The sequence below is a fragment of the Streptomyces sp. NPDC088553 genome, from assembly GCF_044752965.1.
Taxonomy (GTDB): domain Bacteria; phylum Actinomycetota; class Actinomycetes; order Streptomycetales; family Streptomycetaceae; genus Streptomyces.
Window position 1 is genome coordinate 71,211 of record NZ_JBIVMG010000016.1, and the last position, 18,468, is coordinate 89,678.

The 18,468-nt window shown below is 73.6% G+C and carries 17 protein-coding genes; 11 read left to right on the forward strand and 6 right to left on the reverse strand.

The genetic code is table 11. The features are described 5' to 3' along the window. Genes hemA through hemL form a run of 3 tightly spaced genes read left to right on the forward strand, consistent with a single transcriptional unit; the run spans position 1 to position 4,834 of the window. A complete protein-coding gene (gene hemA / locus ACIP8Z_RS36260) occupies positions 1–1,476 on the forward strand; it encodes a glutamyl-tRNA reductase (protein WP_402091019.1) in 1,476 nt (491 codons plus the stop codon). Beyond that, positions 1,473–3,536, forward strand: a complete 2,064-nt coding sequence (locus ACIP8Z_RS36265; protein ID WP_402091021.1) for an acetate--CoA ligase family protein — start codon at positions 1,473–1,475, stop codon at positions 3,534–3,536. Before hemA ends, ACIP8Z_RS36265 begins: the two co-directional genes overlap by 4 nt. Continuing rightward, positions 3,533–4,834, forward strand: a complete 1,302-nt coding sequence (gene hemL / locus ACIP8Z_RS36270) for a glutamate-1-semialdehyde 2,1-aminomutase (RefSeq protein ID WP_402091023.1) — start codon at positions 3,533–3,535, stop codon at positions 4,832–4,834. The genes ACIP8Z_RS36265 and hemL overlap by 4 nt, the downstream gene beginning before the upstream one ends. Before the next feature lie 122 nt (positions 4,835–4,956). Here the strand turns inward: hemL and ACIP8Z_RS36275 are convergent, their stop codons facing one another. Continuing rightward, on the reverse strand, positions 4,957–5,373 hold the full coding sequence (locus ACIP8Z_RS36275; protein WP_402091025.1) for an organic hydroperoxide resistance protein: 417 nt from the start codon (positions 5,371–5,373) through the stop codon (positions 4,957–4,959). A 152-nt stretch (positions 5,374–5,525) separates the two neighbouring features. Between ACIP8Z_RS36275 and ACIP8Z_RS36280 the strand changes: the two genes are divergently transcribed. Further along, entirely contained in the window at positions 5,526–6,614 is a 1,089-nt protein-coding gene (locus ACIP8Z_RS36280; RefSeq protein WP_402091027.1) for a CaiB/BaiF CoA transferase family protein, read from the forward strand. 57 nt (positions 6,615–6,671) lie between these two features. Here the strand turns inward: ACIP8Z_RS36280 and ACIP8Z_RS36285 are convergent, their stop codons facing one another. The 3 genes from ACIP8Z_RS36285 to ACIP8Z_RS36295 all read right to left on the reverse strand — a co-directional run bounded on the left by ACIP8Z_RS36285 (position 6,672) and on the right by ACIP8Z_RS36295 (position 9,270). Continuing rightward, a complete protein-coding gene (locus ACIP8Z_RS36285; RefSeq protein WP_402091029.1) occupies positions 6,672–7,316 on the reverse strand; it encodes a response regulator in 645 nt (214 codons plus the stop codon). Beyond that, positions 7,307–8,506, reverse strand: a complete 1,200-nt coding sequence (locus ACIP8Z_RS36290) for a sensor histidine kinase (protein WP_402091031.1) — start codon at positions 8,504–8,506, stop codon at positions 7,307–7,309. The genes ACIP8Z_RS36285 and ACIP8Z_RS36290 overlap by 10 nt, the downstream gene beginning before the upstream one ends. 92 nt (positions 8,507–8,598) lie before the next feature. Beyond that, positions 8,599–9,270: a DedA family protein gene (locus ACIP8Z_RS36295; protein ID WP_402091033.1), complete on the reverse strand. Its 672-nt coding sequence runs from the start codon at positions 9,268–9,270 to the stop codon at positions 8,599–8,601. Between the two features lie 248 nt (positions 9,271–9,518). On the opposite strand from ACIP8Z_RS36295, the gene miaB reads away from it, so the two are divergent. The 3 genes from miaB (at position 9,519) to ACIP8Z_RS36310 (ending at position 12,204) form a co-directional block, all read left to right on the forward strand. Next, the gene (miaB, locus tag ACIP8Z_RS36300; protein WP_319320469.1) at positions 9,519–11,048 is read left to right on the forward strand and encodes a tRNA (N6-isopentenyl adenosine(37)-C2)-methylthiotransferase MiaB; all 1,530 of its coding nucleotides are present in this window, start codon (positions 9,519–9,521) and stop codon (positions 11,046–11,048) included. A gap of 28 nt (positions 11,049–11,076) precedes the next feature. Continuing rightward, the gene (locus tag ACIP8Z_RS36305; protein WP_402091035.1) at positions 11,077–11,355 is read left to right on the forward strand and encodes a hypothetical protein; all 279 of its coding nucleotides are present in this window, start codon (positions 11,077–11,079) and stop codon (positions 11,353–11,355) included. Positions 11,356–11,433: 78 nt separating this feature from the next. Then, positions 11,434–12,204, forward strand: a complete 771-nt coding sequence (locus ACIP8Z_RS36310; protein ID WP_402091037.1) for a class III extradiol dioxygenase subunit B-like domain-containing protein — start codon at positions 11,434–11,436, stop codon at positions 12,202–12,204. A 103-nt stretch (positions 12,205–12,307) separates the two neighbouring features. Here the strand turns inward: ACIP8Z_RS36310 and ACIP8Z_RS36315 are convergent, their stop codons facing one another. Both ACIP8Z_RS36315 and ACIP8Z_RS36320 read right to left on the reverse strand, forming a co-directional pair. Next, positions 12,308–12,658, reverse strand: a complete 351-nt coding sequence (locus tag ACIP8Z_RS36315) for an antitoxin (protein ID WP_402091039.1) — start codon at positions 12,656–12,658, stop codon at positions 12,308–12,310. A 51-nt stretch (positions 12,659–12,709) separates the two neighbouring features. Next, the gene (locus tag ACIP8Z_RS36320; protein WP_402091041.1) at positions 12,710–13,027 is read right to left on the reverse strand and encodes a hypothetical protein; all 318 of its coding nucleotides are present in this window, start codon (positions 13,025–13,027) and stop codon (positions 12,710–12,712) included. A 139-nt stretch (positions 13,028–13,166) separates the two neighbouring features. On the opposite strand from ACIP8Z_RS36320, the gene miaA reads away from it, so the two are divergent. The 4 genes from miaA (at position 13,167) to ACIP8Z_RS36340 (ending at position 18,368) form a co-directional block, all read left to right on the forward strand. After that, the gene (gene miaA, locus ACIP8Z_RS36325; protein WP_402091043.1) at positions 13,167–14,105 is read left to right on the forward strand and encodes a tRNA (adenosine(37)-N6)-dimethylallyltransferase MiaA; all 939 of its coding nucleotides are present in this window, start codon (positions 13,167–13,169) and stop codon (positions 14,103–14,105) included. Positions 14,106–14,213: 108 nt separating this feature from the next. Continuing rightward, entirely contained in the window at positions 14,214–14,714 is a 501-nt protein-coding gene (locus ACIP8Z_RS36330; protein ID WP_402091159.1) for a hypothetical protein, read from the forward strand. A 149-nt stretch (positions 14,715–14,863) separates the two neighbouring features. Beyond that, positions 14,864–15,742: a diaminopimelate epimerase gene (gene dapF, locus ACIP8Z_RS36335; protein ID WP_402091045.1), complete on the forward strand. Its 879-nt coding sequence runs from the start codon at positions 14,864–14,866 to the stop codon at positions 15,740–15,742. A 202-nt stretch (positions 15,743–15,944) separates the two neighbouring features. After that, positions 15,945–18,368 (forward strand): RelA/SpoT family protein, encoded by a 2,424-nt coding sequence (locus tag ACIP8Z_RS36340; RefSeq protein ID WP_402091047.1) that lies wholly within the window; start codon positions 15,945–15,947, stop codon positions 18,366–18,368. Positions 18,369–18,468: the final 100 nt, after the last annotated feature.

The window sequence follows — 18,468 nt, forward strand, 5'->3', positions numbered from 1 at the left end:
GTGAGCCCGTCCTCCACCATGCTGGTCCTCGGCATCAGCCATGCCAGCGCCCCCCTCGACCTCCTGGAGAGACTCGCCGGCACCGACCGCCCGGCCGAGGACCTCGTCTCCGACGTCACCTCCGTCGACGGCATCGACGCCGCCGTCGTCGTCTCCACCTGCAACCGCCTGGAGATCTACGCCGAGACCCGGGGCGGCCCCACCGGCTTCGGGGGCGCGGGCGAACCGGCGGGCGCCGGCGAACTGACCGGACTCGGACGGCTGTTCGCGGAGCACACCGGCGTCGACCACGACGAGATCGCCCCGCACCTCTACAGCCACCACGCCGACGGAGCCGTACGCCATCTGTTCGCCGTGGCCTCCGGCCTCGAATCGGTCGTGGTCGGCGAGGACCAGATCCTCGGCCAGGTGAAGCTGGGCCTCGAACGGTCCCAGCGGCTCGACCGGACCGGCCGGGTCCTCGCCAAGGCCGTGCAGACCGCCCTGCGGGTCGGCAAGCGGGCCCGCAACGAGACCGGGCTCAACGAGGCGGGCCGCTCGCTCGCCACCGCCGGACTCGGCTTCTTCGAGCGCCGGGTCGGCTCCCTGCACGGCAAGACCGCCCTGGTCATCGGCGCGGGCGCCTTCGCCGGGGTCGTCGTCGCCGCGCTGCGCCGCTCCGGCCTCGACCGGGTGCACGTCGCCAACCGCACCCCGGAGAAGGCGCAGCGGCTCGCCGAGACCACCGGGGGAGTCGGGTACGACCTGACGGACCTGCCCCGGCTGCTCACCGAGGTGGACGTGGTCGTCGGCGCCACCGCCGCCACCGGCCACCTCGTCTCCGCCCGGGACGTCGAGGAGGCGCTCGCCGCCCGGGACGGCCGCGAGCTGTTCCTGCTCGACCTGTCCCTGCCGCACAACATCGCGCCCGGCGCGGCCGAACTGCCCGGCGTCACCTTCGTCGACCTCCGCCGGATCGCGGAGGAGGGCCAGGAGGACGAGATCTCGGCGGCCAGCGTCCAGGCCGCGCACGAGCTGATCGACGCGGAGGTCGAGCAGTTCCGCACCGGACTGCGGCTCGCCGGCGCCAAGCCGGTCCTCACCGCGCTGCGGACCGCCGCCACCGAGGCCGCCGAGGCCGAACTCGACCGGCTCGCGCGCCGGTTGGACGGCATCGACGGCACGGTGCGCCGGGAGATCGACCGCAGCGTACGGCGCATCGTCGACAAGGCCCTGCACCAGCCCACCGTCCTGGTGCGCGAGCTGGCGGCCGACCCGGACGGCGCCCGGCACATCGCCGCCTTCACCCGCCTCTTCGCGGCGGCGGAGGCCGAGGGCGGCGCCGCGAGCGCCACCCCGCACGGCCCGGACGCACAGAACGACCCGGACGCACAGAAGAGCCCGAACGTACAGAACGACCCGAACGACCCGAACGTACAGAACGACCCGAACGACCCGAACGCACAGAACGAGACGAAGATCGAGGCCATCGCATGAGTGACATCTCGGCTCTCTGGGAAGCCGAATCCATCGCCGTCATCGGCGCCAGCGAGCGCCCCGGCGCCCTGGGCCGCAAGCCGCTCGACTACCTCCTCCGGTACGGCTACAAGGGCCGCATCCTGCCGGTCAACCCGCGCTCCCCGGAGATCCTCGGCGTCCCCGCGTACCCCAGCGTGAAGGACGCCCCGGGCCCCGTCGACCTGGCCCTGATCATGGTCTCCGCCGAACGGGTCGCCGGCGCCGTCGACGACTGCGTGGCCGCCGGCGTCAAGCTCGCCGTCATCGCCTCCTCCGGCTTCGCCGAGACGGGCGAGGAGGGCGCCCGCCTCCAGGACGAGATCGTCGCCAAGGCCCGCGCCGGCGGTCTGCGGATCATCGGCCCGAACTGCATCGGCGCCGTCGGGTACGAGAACCGTGTCCTCGCCACCTTCAGCCCCCTCTTCGGCGCCGAGTCCGTACCCTTCGAGCCCGGCACCCTCGCCTTCGTCAGCCAGAGCGGCGCCCTCGGCTTCGGGGCCGCCAGCCTCGCCCTGGAGCGCGGCCTGCGCCCCGGCTGGGTCGTCAGCACCGGCAACGACGCCGACGTCACCGCCCTCGAAGTCCTCCGCGAACTCGCCACCGTTCCCGAAGTCACCGGTCTGCTCGGCTACCTGGAGGACACCCCGGACATCGGGACGCTCCGCGAACTGGCCGGCTCCGGCAAGCCCGTGGCCCTGCTCAAGTCGGGCCGTACCGAGGCCGGCGGCCGGGCCGCCGCCTCGCACACCGGCGCCCTCGCCACCGACGACCGCGTCCTGGACGCGGCCCTGCGCGGCCTCGGCATCGTCCGCGTCGACGACATCGACGAACTCCTCGACGTGGCACGGGTCTTCGAGTCCGAGCGGCGCCCCGCCGGGAACCGCGTCGCCGTCGTCACCACCTCCGGCGGCTCCGGCATCCTCGCCGCCGACGCCGTCGAGGCCCACGGCCTGGAGCTCAGCGCCCTGGAGCCGCGCAGCAAGGAGGCGCTCGCCGAGATCGTCCCCGCCTTCGGGGCCATCGACAACCCCGTCGACATCACGGCCACCGTCCTCAGCGACCCGTCGCTCTTCGACCGCTCCCTGGACGTCCTGATCGCCGACGACACCGTCGACATCATCGTCGCCGCCTTCTGCGTGATGGCCGGACCCGATGTCGAGAAGGCCGTCAACGCCCTCTCCCGGGCCGCCGAGAAGGGCGGCAAGCCCATCCTCGTCGCCCGCACCGGCGCCGACTTCCTCGCCCCCGACGCCCCGCGCGACCTGCGCGAGGCCGGACTCCCCGAGTACCCGACGCCGGCCCGCGCCCTGCGCGCTGCCGCCGCCCTCTGGGAGGTCAGCCGCCCCCGCACCCTGCCGGACGCCCCGCGCCCCGGGACCGTGCCCGGCCCCGGCGCCGAGGCCACCGAGCCCGAGCTGAAGCGGCTCCTCGCCGAGGCCGGGATCGCGGTGCCGAAGGGCCGGATCGCCGAGAACGCCGAGGACGCGGCGCGCGCCGTGACCGAGGTCGGCGGCACGGCGGTGCTCAAGGCCGTCGTACCCGGCCTGCTCCACAAGACGGAGGCCGGGGGAGTGGAGATCGGCGTCACCGCCGACACCGCGCCCGAGGTCCACGCCCGCCTCGCCGCCCTCGGCGGACAGGTGCTCGTCGAGGAGCTGATCGACGAGAAGGGCGAGGGCGTCGAGCTGATCGTCGGCGTCCACACCACCGACCTGGGCCCGGTGCTCACCGCCGGTCTCGGCGGGATCCTCACCGAGGTCCTGGACGACGTCGGCCACCGGCTCCTGCCGCTCGCTCCCGGCGAGGGGGCCGAACTCCTCGCCGGACTGCGCGGCGCGAGGATACTCGGCGGGACGCGCGGGCGGGCCGCGGTGGACATCGAAGCCGCCGCCGAACTGCTTCACAAGGTCGGCGAGTTGGTGCAGGACTGGCCTCCGGGCTTCGCCCTGGACCTCAACCCGGTCCGCGTCCTGCCGAAGGGCGCCGTCGTCCTCGACGCGGCCCTCGGCTTCGAGGCCCCCGAGGAGGCCGGGCGATGAGCGGCGCAGGGACCGCGAGCAGAGCGCTCTTCGAGCGGGCCCGCCGGGTCACCCCCGGCGGCGTCAACTCCCCGGTGCGCGCCTTCGGGGCCGTCGGCGGCACCCCGCCCTTCATGGCCTCGGCCCAGGGCCCGTACCTCACCGACGCCGACGGCAACGAGTACGTCGACCTGATCTGCTCCTGGGGCCCGATGATCCTGGGCCACCGGCACCCGGCGGTCGTCGAGGCGGTCACCCGGGCCCTTTCGCTCGGCACCTCCTTCGGCGCGCCGTCCACCGGGGAGGTCGAGCTCGCCGAGGAGATCGTCGAGCGGGTCGCCCCGGTCGAGCAGGTCCGCCTCGTCAGCTCCGGCACCGAGGCGACGATGTCGGCCATCCGCCTCGCCCGCGGCTTCACCGGGCGCGGCAAGATCGTGAAGTTCGCCGGCTGCTACCACGGCCACGTGGACGCGCTGCTCGCCTCGGCCGGCTCCGGCCTGGCGACCTTCGCCCTCCCCGACACCCCGGGCGTCACCGGGGCACAGGCGAGCGACACGATCGTCCTGCCCTACAACGACCTGGCCTCCGTCGAGAAGGTCTTCGCGGAGATCGGCGACGAGATCGCCGCCGTGATCACGGAGGCCGCCCCCGGCAACATGGGCGCCGTGCCGCCGCTGCCCGGCTTCAACGCGGGCCTCAAGGAGATCACCGCCCGCCACGGCGCCCTCTTCATCTCCGACGAGGTGATGACCGGCTTCCGGGCCAGCCGCTCCGGCTGGTACGGCCGGGACGGCGTCGCCCCCGACCTGCTGACCTTCGGCAAGGTCATGGGCGGCGGCTTCCCGGCGGCGGCCTTCGGCGGCCGCGCCGACGTGATGGCCCACCTGGCCCCGGCCGGGCCCGTCTACCAGGCGGGCACCCTCTCGGGGAACCCGGTCGCCACCGCCGCCGGCCTCGCCACCCTGCGGCACAGCACCGCCGAGGTGTACGAGCGGCTCGACGAGGTCTCGACGACGCTCGGCCGCGAGGTCTCGGCGGCGCTGACCAAGGAGGGCGTGGCGCACCGGGTCCAGTACTCGGGGACGATGTTCTCCGTCTTCTTCACCGAGGACGAGGTCGTCGACTTCGACGGCGTCCGCGCCACGGAGTCGTACCGCTACACGCCCTTCTTCCACGAGCTCCTGCGCCGCGGCGTCTATCTGCCGCCCTCGCCCTTCGAGGCCTGGTTCATCTCGGCCTCGCACGACGACCGGGCGGTGAGCCGGGTGGTCGAGGCACTGCCGGCGGCGGCCGCGGCGGCAGCGGCGGCGACGCCCTGACGCCAGGGCCGCGGACGAGAGACAGGGAAAGCCCCCGTGGCAGGACCACGGGGGCTTTCCCCTTTCCTCTCCGCACGGATTCTCATCGGTGCGGATTCACCTCCGCACCGATGAGAAGAGGGTCACGAGGCGAGGTTCACCCGCACCTCGACATTCCCCCGGATCGCCTTCGAGTACGGGCAGCGCCCGTGCGCCGCGTCGGCCAGGCGACGGGCCTCGCCGGCGTCGAGTCCGGGAAGTTCGACGGTGAGGACGACCGACAGATGGAATCCGCTCTCCTCCTTGTGGAGCGCCACCTCGGCGACGACCGTGTCGTCCGCGAGCGAGACCTTGGACTCGCGCGCGGAGACCCGGAGCGCGCTGTGGAAGCAGGCGGCGTAGCCGGCGGCGAAGAGCTGCTCGGGGTTGGTCGCGGTGCCGGACCCTCCCACGGCCTTGGGGCTCGACAGCGGAAGGTCGAGCAGCCCGTCGGAGGAACGCACGGCGCCGTTGCGCCCGTCTCCGGTGGAGGTGACCTCGGCGGTGTAGACGACGGCCATTTCGTCATGCCTTTCGACATCGGGAAAGGGGGAATTCCCCCAGTCTCGGGCGCCGCCGAATTCCGGACGCTACGGATGTCCGCAGTCCCTTCCCCCGCCCCCCGAAATAGCGTGGAAAGCATCACAGACCGTTGGACACGAGGGAGTTGGCCATGGCGGGACCGCTGACCGGAGTACGCGTACTGGAATTCGCGGGCTCGGCACCGACGGCGTTCGTCGGAACCGTCCTGTCGGGGCTCGGCGCCGATGTCGTACGGGTCGACCGGGCGGCCGGAAAGGAAGCGGGCCCCGACGAGCCGCGTCCGGCGGAGAACCCGCTCTCCCGCGGGCGCCGCTCGGTCGCCCTGGACCTCAAGAGCCCCGAGGGCGTCGAGCAGGCCCTGTCGCTCGTCGAGCACGCGGACATCCTGGTCGAGGGCTTCCGCCCCGGCGTCGCCGACCGGCTCGGCATCGGGCCGGAGGCGGCCCACGCCCGCAACCCGCGCCTCGTGTACGGGCGGGTCAGCGGCTGGGGCCAGCGGGGCGAGTGGGCCGGCCGCGCCGCCCACGACCTGGCGGTCCTGGCCCTGACCGGGGCTCTGGACATCGACCCGGCCACCGGGGACCCGGTGCTGCCGCCGACCGCGTACCTCTCCAGCTTCGCCGGCGGCGCCAACGCCCATGTCCAGGGGCTGCTCGCCGCGCTCCACGAGCGGGAGCGCTCGGGCCGCGGCCAGGTCGTCGACACCGCGCTCGCGGACGGCGCCGCCCTGATCTCCACGCTGATCCACCAGTGGCGCGAGGTCCCCGGCAACCACACCGTCACCGACGCCCCGCACTACTCGCTCTACCGGGCCGCCGACGGCCGCCACCTCGCGGTCGCCGCCATCGAGCCTCGGCTCTACCAGAACCTCCTGGAGCAGCTGGGCCTCACGGACGGCGGCCTCCCGGACCGCTCCGACCCGGCGGCCTGGCCCGCGCTGCGCGAGCTGATCGCGGCCCGTTTCGCGACCCGGGACCGCGAGCACTGGGTGAAGCTCTTCGACGCCGTGGACGCCGGGGTCGCCCCGGTCCTCACGGCCGAGGAGGCCGCCGCACACCACCAGCTCGCCGCCCGCGGGGCCTTCGTGGCGATCGGCGACAGCGCCGTCCTCCAGCCTGCCCCGCCCTCTCGCTTCGACCGCACCCCCGCGGGGACCCCGGACCGCGCACCCCTCCCCGGCGAGCACACGGAGGAGGTCCTCGCCGAGTGGCGGAGGTGAGCCCGGCCGATCGCCGGGGCGGGCGACCGCCCCGGCGAGGCCGCCCGGCCGCCCCGGTCACGACTCCAGATAGCGGAGGACCGCGAGGATCCGCCGGCTGTAGCCGGTCGTGTGGGTCAGTTCCAGCTTGTCGAAGACGGTGTTGAGGTTCTTCTCCACCGAACTCAGCGAGATGTGCAGCTTCTGCGCGATGGCCGCGTTCGTGTGCCCCTCCGCCAGCGCCTCAAGGACCGTCCGCTCCCTCGGCGTCAGCCGCGCGAGCGGATCCCCGTGGGTGGTCCGGACGACCAGCTGCCGTACGACCTCCGGGTCGATGGCGGCCCCGCCGGAGTGGATCCGCTCCAGCGCGTCGAGGAACTCCCCGACCTGGGCCACCCGGTCCTTGAGGAGATAGCCGACCCGTTCGGCGTTGGACGCGAGGAGCTTGGCCGCGTAATGGCGCTCGATGTGCTGAGAGAGCACGAGCACGCCCACCTCCGGCCGGCGCTCACGGATCTCGACGGCCGCCCGCAGCCCCTCGTCGGTATGCGTCGGGGGCATCCGGATGTCGACCACGACGACGTCCGGCCGCCGCTCCTCGACCTCCTTGAGCAGCGTCACCGCGTCCCCGAACGCCGCCACCACCTCATGGCCCTCCTCTGCGAGCAGCCTGACCAGGCCCTCGCGCAGCAGGGTCGAGTCCTCGGCGAGGATTACGCGCACGGCAGCTCCGCGGTGATGGTGGTCGGTCCCCCGAGGGGGCTGTGGATGTGCAGCACGCCGTCGAGCGCGGCCACCCGGCTGCGCAGTCCGGTCAGCCCGCTGCCCGTCTCGCTCGCGCCGCCCGTGCCGTCGTCCTCGACCCGTACGGTGAGCCGCGCTCCGTCGAGAGCCACGGTCACCGCGATCGCCGAGGCCGAGGAGTGCTTGGCCGCGTTCGTCACGGACTCCGACACCACGAAGTAGGCGGCCGTCTCGACCGGCCGGGGCAACGGCGCGGCGACCTCGAAACGGGTCCGCAGCGGGATGCCGCTCCGCTCGGCGACTCCGCCGATCGCCTCTTCGAGACCGAGGCTGTCCAGCGCCGACGGGTACACCCGCCAGGCCACCTCGCGCAGTTCGGTCAGCACACTCTGGGATTCCTGGTGCGCCTGGAGCAGCAGCGCGTCGGCCTGCTCGGGATGGCGGCCTCTGCGGGCCCGCCCGATCAGCATGGCGAGCGCCACCAGGCGCTGCTGCACCCCGTCGTGGAGGTCGCGCTCGATGCGCCGGCGCTCGGCGTCCACGGCCTCGACGACGGCGGCCCGGCTGGCGGCGAGTTCGTCGATACGGTGCTGGAGCAGCTCCCGCTCGGAGGGACCGAAGCACTCACGGGCGGTACGGGCGTCGAGCGCCGCCAGTGAGTGCAGGCCCTGGACGTCGAGGAAGAGCAGCACACCGCCGAGCAGCACCTGGGTGAGCAGTTCGTCCCAGTCGAGGGTGCCCCGTCCCACGCCGTACGCGAGGATTCCGGCCAGGACGGCGCCGAAGACGAGCAGCGCGATCACGACCGCGCAGAGGAGTCCCGTACAGCAGCGGACGGCGAGGTAGCGCAGGACCTTCTGGTCCGAGGCCCTGTAGTGCCCGGGGAAGAGATCACCGAAGAAGGCGGCGCGGCGGGCCCGTTCGACCGTGGCCAGGCGCCGTGCGCCGGCCATCAGGATCACCAGGGCGCAGGCGCGGCTGCGCGGCTGGAGCAGGAACGGGCCCAGGGCCGTACCGACGGTGAGGAAGAAGAGGGCGCCGAGCAGCGCGGTCGCGCAGCCGACGAGGGTGCCGAGGCCGCGGCGGGTCCAGGGGACGGTCGTACGGGTGACGGGCCCGTTCCCACCCGCGGTGTTCCCGGTACTCGCCGGCTCCCCGTCCCCGTGCACGGGGCCCGACCCTAACGCGCCCGCACAGCCCGGGCAAGATCGCCGGGGCCGCGCGGGAGGCGGTGCCGTACCGGTGGGGCGGGAGCCGAGGGTCATGACGCGCGCCGGTGCTGGGCCGCTCGGCCGCGGCCGCGCAGCCGGACCGCCACATAGGCCGCGACGGCGACGGCGACCATGCCGAGCACCACCTTCGACAGGACTCCCACGGAGGTCTCCACGACGTCCCAGCGGTCGCCCAGCCAGTAGCCGGCCACCACGAGGACGCTGTTCCAGATGAGGCTGCCGAGCGTGGTGAGCATGATGAAGAGCGGCATCGGCATCCGCTCGACACCGGCGGGAACCGAGATCAGGCTCCGGAAGATCGGCACCATCCGCCCGAGGAAGACGGCCTTGGTGCCGTGCCGGGCGAACCACTCCTCGGTACGGACCAGGTCCGAGGCCTTCACCAGGGGCAGCCTCCGCCAGAGCGCGTGCATCCGGTCCCGGCCGAAGAGCACCCCGATCCAGTAGAGCGCCACCGCTCCCACCACCGAGCCGAGCGTCGTCCAGAACAGTGCCGAAGCCAGGCTCAGCACCCCCTGACCGGCGGCGAATCCGGTCAGCGGCAGGATCACCTCGCTCGGCAGCGGCGGGAAGAGGTTCTCCAGGGCGATGGCGAGGCCGGCTCCGGGGCCGCCCATCGTGTCGACGAGGCCGGCGGCCCAGCCGGCGACGCCGTCGGCGGGCTGCTGGGCGATCGCGATGGTCGTGAGGTCGAGGTGCATGAACAGGACTCCAAGCCGGCCGGGAGGGTGCGGGACGGGTGCCCCGCGCTTCTCCCTCGAACCTAGGAAGCGCAGCTCAGCACCGGTATGTGGGTTCCCGCCCACAACGGTGCGGTTCTCCGTACGCCCGACCCTGCGGAAAACCGCAGGGTCACGGGTGCGCGGCCCGGCTCCTGACGGACGGCCCGGCGCTGCCTCCGCTCCCGGTCCGGCCCGAGGCTCTCCGAGGACCGCCTACCCTTGGACGCATGACGAGCAGCAGCGACCGGAGCACCGCAGTGAGCGTTGACGGCACCAAGACCTATGAGATCCGCACCTATGGGTGCCAGATGAACGTCCACGACTCCGAGCGGCTCTCCGGTCTGCTGGAAGAGGCGGGTTACGTCAAGGCCCCCAAGGGCTCCGACGGGGACGCCGACGTCGTCGTCTTCAACACCTGCGCGGTCCGCGAGAACGCCGACAACAAGCTGTACGGCAACCTCGGCCGGCTCGCCCCGATGAAGACCACCCGCCCCGGCATGCAGATCGCCGTCGGCGGCTGTCTCGCGCAGAAGGACCGCGAGACGATCGTCTCCAAGGCCCCCTGGGTCGACGTGGTCTTCGGCACGCACAACATCGGCAAGCTGCCCGTCCTCCTGGAGCGCGCCCGCGTGCAGGAGGAGGCGCAGATCGAGATCGCCGAGTCGCTCGAGGCCTTCCCCTCGACGCTGCCGACCCGCCGCGAGTCCGCGTACGCCGCCTGGGTCTCGATCTCCGTCGGCTGCAACAACACCTGCACCTTCTGCATCGTCCCCGCCCTGCGCGGCAAGGAGGAGGACCGCCGCCCCGGCGACATCCTCGCCGAGATCGAGGCGCTCGTCGCCGAGGGCGTCTCCGAGATCACCCTGCTCGGCCAGAACGTGAACGCGTACGGCTCCGACCTCGGCGACCGCGAGGCCTTCTCCAAGCTGCTGCGCGCCTGCGGACAGATCGAGGGCCTGGAGCGGGTCCGCTTCACCTCCCCGCACCCCCGCGACTTCACCGACGACGTGATCGCGGCGATGGCCGAGACGCCGAACGTGATGCCGCAGCTCCACATGCCGATGCAGTCGGGCTCGGACTCGATCCTCCGGGCCATGCGCCGCTCGTACCGGCAGGAGCGTTTCCTCGGGATCATCGAGAAGGTCCGCGCGGCCATCCCGCACGCCGCCATCTCCACCGACATCATCGTGGGCTTCCCCGGCGAGACCGAGGAGGACTTCGAGCAGACCATGCACGCCGTGCGCGAGGCCCGCTTCGCGAACGCCTTCACCTTCCAGTACTCCAAGCGCCCCGGAACGCCGGCGGCCGACATGGAGAACCAGATCCCCAAGGAGGTCGTGCAGGAGCGCTACCTGCGGCTCGTCGCCCTCCAGGAGGAGATCTCCTGGGAGGAGAACAAGAAGCAGGTCGGCCGCACCCTGGAGGTCATGGTCGCCGAGGGCGAGGGCCGCAAGGACGGCGCCACGGACCGCCTCTCGGGCCGCGCCCCCGACAACCGGCTGGTCCACTTCACCAAGCCGGACGAGGACGTCCGCCCCGGCGACGTCGTGACCGTCGAGATCACGTACGCCGCCCCGCACCACCTGCTCGCCGAGGGCGCCGTCGCGGCGGTGCGCCGCACCCGCGCCGGCGACGCCTGGGAGAAGCGCACCACCGCGGCCGCCGCGAAGCCGGCGGGCGTGCTGCTCGGGCTGCCGAAGATCGGGGTCCCGGAGCCGCTCCCGGCGGCCGAGGTCCCGGCCTGCGGGAGCCACTGACACCCGTTCGTACCCGTGGGGGGAACGCATGGAGAAGTGGATCGTCTACGCGCAGTACGGGTCGGGTGACTCCTACTTCACCGAGGTGGTCTCCCGGGTGACCGGCACCCGGGAGGACGCCCGGACGGCGCTGCTCGCCGCCACCAGGACGTACCGCGAGCCCATGCGGGAGAAGTGGCGCGAGGTGTACCGCATGCCGGGCGGCGACAGCTACCTGGTCATCGTCAAGGGCGCGGTGACGCTGACCGAGATCACGATGGGCATCGCCGAGCTGGTCCACGACTCGAAGGCCGGGGCGCCCGAGTAGCGGCGCGCCGCGGCGGACGGCGTGTCAGCGGACCCGGGGAGCCCGGCTCCGCCCGCGGCGCGCAGTAGGCTGCCGATCATGCTTGTCGCCGCCGCCGTCTGCCCCTGCCCGCCGCTCCTCGTGCCCGAGGTCGCGACCGGCGCCGCCCCCGAGCTGGACGCCGCGCGGGCGGCCTGTACGGATGCCGTCGGGCTGCTCGCCGCGGCGCGGCCCGACCGGCTGTACGTCGTCGGGCCGGCCGACGAAGGCGCCCACGGCGTCTTCCCGGCGGGTTCGATCGGCTCCTTCGCGGGCTTCGGCGTCGACCTCTCCGTACGGCTCGGCGACTCCGTTCCCCCGGGCGGCGGATCGCCCGCCGAGGGCGGGGGCCCCGCCGACGACGGCGGGGGCCGGCCCGCCGCCGACCGCCCCCTGCCCGCCTCCCTCGCCGTCGGCGCCTGGCTCCTCGGCCGGACCGCGTGGGCCGACGCGCCGATCAAGGGCCTGGGCGTCGAGCCGACGGCCACGCCGGACGTCTGCGCCGGGATCGGCCGCGGCCTCGCCGACTCGGCCGAGCGGGTCGCCCTCCTGGTGATGGGCGACGGCAGCGCCTGCCGGACCGTGAAGGCCCCGGGCTACCTCGACGAGCGGGCCGCCGGCTTCGACGCCGAGGCCGCCCGCGCCCTCGGCACGGCGGACGCGGCCGCACTCCTCGCCCTGGAACCGGAGCTCGCGTACGAGCTGAAGGCGGCAGGCCGCGCCCCCTGGCAGGTCCTCGCGGGCGCCGCGGAGGGGTCGGACCTCGACGGGCGGCTGCTCTTCGAGGACGCCCCGTACGGCGTGGGGTACTTCGTGGCCGCCTGGTCCTGAGGCCGCGGCACGCAGACATGCCTGCGAAAACGGCGGACGGCCGCGGAGCGAGGTGCTCCGCGGCCGTCCGCCGCGCGGAGGGACTGTCGGGTGACGCCGACCGTCAGGCGCTCGGCGGCGGTGTCGTGCCGCCGCTGCCAGGCGTGGGGTCACTGCCGGGCGTGGGGCCGGCGGTCCCGGGGAAGGGGCCGGTGCCGGGCGTCGGGCCTGTCCCGGGGGTGCCCCCGCTCCCCGGCGTGCCGTCGTCCTTGTGACCGATCCGGTCCAGTGCGTCCTTGGCCTTGTCCGTACCGGAGTGGATCTTGTCGCTGTACTTGCCCTTGGTCTTCTCGTCGACCAGCTTCGCGGCCTTCTCGATGCCGTGATCGATCTTGCCCCCGTGCTGCTGCGCGAGGTCGGCGACCTTGTCCTTGGCCGGGGCGAGCTTTGCCTTCAGCGAATCCAGGAGACCCATGGGGCACCTTCCCTCCGAGGACCCCCGAGGAGTCCGTGTTCCGTGTGCTGCCTACTTACGGGCGCCTTCGCCGGCCTCGTTGTCCGCGGCGGCCTCGGCGGACTGCTGCTTCGGGATCTCCACGACCTCCACGACCTCGGAGGCGACCGCTGCGGTCTCCACCTCGTCCGTGTCGACGCCGTCCGCTTCCGCGGTCGCGCCCGCCGCCGAGTCGGCCCCGGCTCCGGTGACGGCCTCCGGGGCGCCCGTCCCGGACTCCGTCTCCGCGTCGCCGTCCGCCGCCGGAGCGACGGCCCCGGTCGCCGTCTCCTCCGACGAAACCGCGGCCGCATCCTTCTTCTTACGGCGAAACATTGCAAAAACGCCCATATTCACTCCATAGCGTACTCGGACGGGACGGATTCCGTGATGATCGACGGCCGGAACCTCGCAACAGGCAACGAAGCCGGATGAGGCCCGTCACGTAGCTCATTCGGGGACGGGCCGGGAGGTTTGCGAGACTGGTGCGGTGAGAAGCGCAGCTCCCGCCCCGCGGGTCATCGCCGTCGTCGGCCCCACAGCGGCCGGAAAGTCCGATCTGGGTGTATTCCTGGCCCAGCAGCTCGGGGGCGAGGTCGTCAACGCAGACTCCATGCAGCTCTACCGGGGGATGGACATCGGGACCGCCAAACTGACGCCGGAGGAACGCGGAGGCGTTCCGCACCACCTCCTCGACATCTGGGACGTGACGGAGGCCGCCAGCGTCGCCGAGTACCAGCGGCTCGCCCGCGCCGAGATCGACCGGCTGCTCGCCGCCGGCCGCACCCCCGTCCTCGTCGGCGGCTCCGGTCTGTACGTACGGGGCGCCGTCGACGCCCTCGAGTTCCCCGGCACCGACCCCGCCGTCCGGGCCCGGCTGGAGGCCGAACTGGAGGAGCGCGGCCCCGGCGTCCTGCACGCCCGGTTGGCCGAGGCGGACCCCGAGGCGGCCCGCGCGATCCTGCCCAGCAACGGGCGCCGGATCGTCCGCGCCCTCGAAGTGATCGAGATCACCGGCAAGCCCTTCACGGCCAACCTGCCGGGCCCCGACTCCGTCTACGACACCGTGCAGATCGGTGTCGACGTGGGCCGCCCCGAGCTCGACGAGCGGATCACCACGCGCGTGGACCGGATGTGGGAGGCCGGCCTCGTCGACGAGGTGCGCACCCTGGAGGCCCAGGGCCTGCGCGAGGGCCGCACCGCGGCCCGCGCCCTCGGCTACCAGCAGGTCCTCGCCGCGCTCGCGGGGGAGTGCACCGAGGACGAGGCGCGCGCCGAGACCGTCCGCGCCACCAAGCGCTTCGCCCGCCGCCAGGACTCGTGGTTCCGCCGCGACCCGCGTGTCCACTGGCTCAGCGGAGCCGCGGATCACCGGCGGGAACTCCCTGGGCAGGCGCTCTCGTTGGTCGAACGAGCGGTTACAGCCTGATCACGTGATGGCATCGGGACGCCCCGCCCGTCATTTCGGCGGTCATGAGCGTGCCATCATCGAGCATCGATCGACCAAGTGGAGTCCGAGTGGGGAGGGCGCGTGGCGATGGAGGCCGGCCCTCGCGACAGAGAACAGCACGAATCGGCGCTCGGTGACCCGACGGGTGACACACCGGGCCATGCGACCGACGACCTGCCGGGCGGTGCCCCGGGGCTGACCCCGGACGGCCCCGACGACGCGGTGGGAACCGCCGTCGAGGTGGACGCCGACGAGGTCGAGGTCGAGCTGCGCCCCCAGCGCCGGCTGCGGATCTGGCAGCTCGCCCCGATCGTGGGTCTGGCGGCCGTCGGCTCGCTGATGTTCGCGTTCCCCCTCGCCTTCGGTTCGGGGGACGGCGGCGCCGTCCTCGCCATGCTGGGTCTCCTGATCAGCTTCTGCGCGGCGGGCTGGGGCATGATGGCCGCCCGCAAGGTCGGCTACACCTGGCCGGGCCTCCCGCAGCGCGGCTCGGGCGAGCGCCCCAACTGGCGTTACCTCGCGCTGTACGTGACAACGATCGCAGCGCTGGTCGCCCTCGCGGTCTGGCGCGTCGCCCGCCTGCGCTGACGGCACGACGGGACGGTCCCGTACGGAGCCGACCGGGAGACGGGGCGGTCCTGTACGGAGCCGACCGGGCGACGGGGGCCACGGCCGCGTACCGACCGGCCTGTGGACGAATGGGCGGCCTGTCGGGGCCACCCCGTACAGTTGATCTCGTGACCAGCGCGCAGACCTCACCGCTCCCGCCCCTCCGGTTCCTCAAGGGCCACGGCACCGAGAACGACTTCGTGATCGTCCCCGACGCGGAGAACGCCGTGGACCTGCCCCCGGCCGTCGTCGCGCGCCTCTGCGACCGACGGGCCGGCATCGGTGGCGACGGCCTCCTGCACGTCGTGCGCAGCGCCGCCCACCCCGAGGCCCGGCACATGGCCGACGAGGCCGAGTGGTTCATGGACTACCGGAACGCCGACGGCTCGGTCGCTGAGATGTGCGGGAACGGGGTCCGGGTCTTCGCCCGCTACCTGGAGCACGCCGGGCACGTCACCGCCGGCGAGGTCGCCGTCGCCACCCGCGGCGGGATCAAGCGCGTCCACCTCGACAAGGACGGCTCCGTCACCGTCGCCATGGGGCGCGCGGTCCTCCCCGAGGCCGGCGTCACCGTCACCGTCGACGGCCGCAGCTGGCCCGCGCGCAACGTGAACATGGGCAATCCGCACGCGGTCGCCTTCGTCGAGGACCTCGGCCACGCGGGCAACCTCTTCACCGAGCCGCCGTACACGCCGGCCGCGGTCTACCCGGACGGGGTGAACATCGAGTTCGTCGCCGACCGGGGCCCCCGCCACGTCGCCATGCGGGTCCACGAGCGGGGCGCCGCCGAGACCCGCTCCTGCGGCACGGGCGCGTGCGCCGTCGCCGTCGCCACCGCCCGCCGGGACGGCGCCGACCCCGCCGAGAGCGGCACCCCCGTCACGTACACCGTCGACGTGCTCGGCGGGACGCTGGTCATCACCGAGCACCCCGACGGGCAGATCGACATGACGGGCCCCGCCGTGATCGTCGCCGAGGGCACCGTCGACCCCGCCTGGCTCGGCTGAGGCCGAGCGCCGCGGCGGCGGGAATCGAAGGAAGCGACGAAATCGAAACAGTCAACGACTGATTTGTCGCTCGAATGGGTGATCCGATTCACGCTGAGCGAGAGGGTGACTGCGCCACGTGGTGGGGTCGGTAGCATCAAGCACCGGCCCCCCGGGTACGCCTGGCCCGCCCACCGCCGGTCGACGTTGCCGGAGGTGCCCCATGAGCGCAGAGGCCACCAACCCTGTGAGCGCGGCGGAAGCCGCCGTCACCGATGCGACCGCCCGCAGACGCGGACGCGCCCGGATCGACCTGCGCCGGATCGGCCGCGCCGCGCTGCTCGGCGCCACCGCCGGACCGGCCCCCCGTGACCGGCTGCCCGACGCGATCAGCCATGTCGCCGAGGCGCACCGGGCCCACCATCCCGAGGCCGACCTCTCGGTGCTGCGCCGGGCGTACGTCCTCGCGGAGTCCTCGCACCGCGGCCAGTTCCGCAAGAGCGGCGAGCCGTACATCACCCACCCGCTCGCGGTGACCCTGATCCTCGCCGAACTCGGGGCGGAGACCACCACCCTGACCGCGTCCCTCCTCCATGACACCGTCGAGGACACCGATGTGACGCTCGATCAGGTGCGCCGGGAGTTCGGCGTCGAGGTCGCCTACCTCGTCGACGGCGTCACCAAGGTGGAGAAGATCGACTACGGCGCCGCCGCCGAGCCGGAGACCTTCCGCAAGATGCTCGTCGCCACCGGCAACGACGTCCGGGTGATGTCGATCAAGCTCGCCGACCGGCTCCACAACATGCGCACGCTCGGGGTGATGCGGCCCGAGAAACAGGCGAGGATCGCCAAGGTCACCCGGGACGTCCTCATCCCGCTGGCCGAACGGCTCGGGGTCCAGGCCCTCAAGACCGAGCTGGAGGACCTCGTCTTCGCCATCCTCCACCCCGAGGAGTACGAGACCACCCGCGCGCTCATCGCCGGGAACCCGCACGCGGGCGACGCGCTCGCCGCCGTCGCCGAGCAGGTCTCGACGGTCCTGCGCGAGGCGGACATCGGCGCCGAAGTCCTCGTCCGCCCCCGGCACTTCGTCTCCGTCCACCGCGTCCGCCTCAAGCGCGGTGAGCTGCGCGGCTGCGACTTCGGGCGGCTCCTCGTCCTGGTCTCCGAGGACGCCGACTGCTATGCGGTCCTCGGCGAGCTCCACACCTGTTTCACCCCGGTGATCTCCGAGTTCAAGGACTTCATCGCGGCCCCCAAGTTCAACCTGTACCAGTCCCTGCACACCGCCATCGCGGCCCCCGACGGCGCCGTGGCCGAGGTCCTCATCCGCACCCACCGGATGCACACGGTCGCGGAGGCGGGGGTCGTCGCCCTCGGCAACCCCCACGTGGGGCAGGAGCCGGCGACGCAGGCGGGCGGCACCCCGGACGGAGACGCCCAGGCCGTCGGGGGTCCCTCGGCGTCGGCGAACACCGGCCGCCAGGGAACCGCCGGCGCACGGGATGCTGCCGCCGGCGCCACGCCCGTCGCACGCACCGCACGGATCACGCCCGCCGCCCGCGCCACGTCAGGCGCACCGGCAGCCGCACCCGCCCCCACATCGGCAGCCGCACCGGCCCCCTGCGACGCACCAGAGGCATCAGACGCACCAGGCGCGCCCGCCTCCGTCGGCGCGCCGGTCGCCGAGGACGGTGAGCGGGTCGACCCCACCCGCCCCGGCTGGCTCTCCCGGCTCCTCGACTGGCAGCAGGCCGCCCCCGACCCGGACACCTTCTGGACCTCGCTCCGCGCCGACCTCGCCGAGGACGACGAGATCACCGTCTTCCGCGCCGACGGCAGCGCCCCCGGCACGATCAGCCTCCCGGCCGGAGCCAGCTGCGTCGACGCCGCTTACGCCCAGCACGGCGAAGCCGCCCACGCCTGTCTCGGCGCCCGCGTCAACGGGCGCCTCGCCCCCCTCAGCACCGTCCTCGGCGACGGGGACACCGTCCAGTTGCTGCTCGCCCAGGACACCGTCTCCGGGCCGTCCCCGGAGTGGCTCGACCACGCCCGTACCCCCGCGGCCCGGATCGCGATCACCGGCTGGCTCCAGGCCCATCCGGAGAGCACCGCGCCGCCCGTCGCCCCGACCGGCTCCCGGCCCCAGTCCGGCGTCACCGCCGACCACCGCTCCGGTCCGGAACTCCACGCCGACCTGGAGGGCGAGCCCCGCGCCTCCGTCCGTCCGGCCGGCTGCTGCACCCCCGTACCGCCGGACAAGATCACCGGCTTCCGGGTCCGCGGCGGATCCGTCACCGTCCACCGCACCGGCTGCGCGGCCGTCGACACCATGCGCCGGCTCGGCCGCGAACCCGTCGCCGTCCGCTGGGGCGACACCACCCAGGGCCGGGTCACCCTCGTCGCGGAGTCCTTCGGGCGGCCCGGCCTCCTCGCCGACCTCACCGAGGCCATCGCCGTCGCCGGGGCCGCCGTCGTCTCCGCGACCGTCGAGCCGCCCAGCGAGCAGCGTGTCCGCCACACGTACACCCTCCACCTGCCCGACGTGGCCCGGCTCGCCGCCCTCATGCGGGCCATGCGGGACGTGCCCGGGGTGTACGACGTGAGCCGCGCCCGTCATCGCTCACCGGAGCCCCGCCGGGCCTGACCCGCCCGGCCCGATGCACCGGGGGCGGGGCGGTGCCGCGAGGCGTCGGCCCGGCGCGGCGGCGGACCCCGCCGTGTCCCCCTTCGAGTGGCGGGCGAGC

Bases quoted from the DNA above. Each gene is read 5' to 3' on its own strand.
- ACIP8Z_RS36265 (WP_402091021.1), top strand. From the start codon at position 1,473: ATGAGTGACATCTCGGCTCTCTGGGAAGCCGAATCCATCGCCGTCATC.
- hemL (WP_402091023.1), top strand. From the start codon at position 3,533: ATGAGCGGCGCAGGGACCGCGAGCAGAGCGCTCTTCGAGCGGGCCCGC.
- ACIP8Z_RS36275 (WP_402091025.1), bottom strand. From the start codon at position 5,373: ATGGCCGTCGTCTACACCGCCGAGGTCACCTCCACCGGAGACGGGCGC.
- ACIP8Z_RS36280 (WP_402091027.1), top strand. From the start codon at position 5,526: ATGGCGGGACCGCTGACCGGAGTACGCGTACTGGAATTCGCGGGCTCG.
- ACIP8Z_RS36295 (WP_402091033.1), bottom strand. From the start codon at position 9,270: ATGCACCTCGACCTCACGACCATCGCGATCGCCCAGCAGCCCGCCGAC.
- miaB (WP_319320469.1), top strand. From the start codon at position 9,519: ATGACGAGCAGCAGCGACCGGAGCACCGCAGTGAGCGTTGACGGCACC.
- ACIP8Z_RS36305 (WP_402091035.1), top strand. From the start codon at position 11,077: ATGGAGAAGTGGATCGTCTACGCGCAGTACGGGTCGGGTGACTCCTAC.
- ACIP8Z_RS36310 (WP_402091037.1), top strand. From the start codon at position 11,434: ATGCTTGTCGCCGCCGCCGTCTGCCCCTGCCCGCCGCTCCTCGTGCCC.
- ACIP8Z_RS36315 (WP_402091039.1), bottom strand. From the start codon at position 12,658: ATGGGTCTCCTGGATTCGCTGAAGGCAAAGCTCGCCCCGGCCAAGGAC.
- ACIP8Z_RS36320 (WP_402091041.1), bottom strand. From the start codon at position 13,027: ATGGGCGTTTTTGCAATGTTTCGCCGTAAGAAGAAGGATGCGGCCGCG.
- ACIP8Z_RS36330 (WP_402091159.1), top strand. From the start codon at position 14,214: ATGGAGGCCGGCCCTCGCGACAGAGAACAGCACGAATCGGCGCTCGGT.
- ACIP8Z_RS36340 (WP_402091047.1), top strand. From the start codon at position 15,945: ATGAGCGCAGAGGCCACCAACCCTGTGAGCGCGGCGGAAGCCGCCGTC.